At 75.8% G+C, this 256-nt stretch carries 1 protein-coding gene; it reads left to right on the top strand.

The window, feature by feature from the left end:
* Nucleotide 1: 1 nt before the first annotated feature.
* The coding region (locus tag TOK_RS12070) for a divalent metal cation transporter (RefSeq protein ID WP_374754889.1) at nucleotides 2-256 on the top strand (255 nt) is incomplete at its 3' end.

The following is a 256-nucleotide window of genomic DNA, read 5'->3' as shown; positions in this document are numbered from 1 at the left end:
CCTGCTCGCTGCCGGCATGCTCGGCGCGACCGTGATGCCGCACGCGATCTACGTGCACTCCTCGCTCTCCCGCGACCGGCACGGCTCGCCCGCCCCGGGCCCCGAACGCCGCCGGCTCCTCTCGGCCACCAAGGCCGACGTCGCCGTCGCCCTCACCGTCGCCGGAGCCGTCAACCTGGGCCTGCTGCTCGTCGGCGCCGCCCTGCTCAGCGGCGACGACCGCACCGAGACCCTCGACGGTGTGCACGCCGCCATC

The sequence above is a fragment of the Pseudonocardia sp. N23 genome (assembly GCF_002583555.1).
Taxonomy (GTDB): Bacteria; Actinomycetota; Actinomycetes; order Mycobacteriales; family Pseudonocardiaceae; genus Pseudonocardia.
The sequence above is the reverse complement of the archived record's forward strand: the minus strand, read 5'-3'. Positions and strand labels throughout refer to the sequence as shown.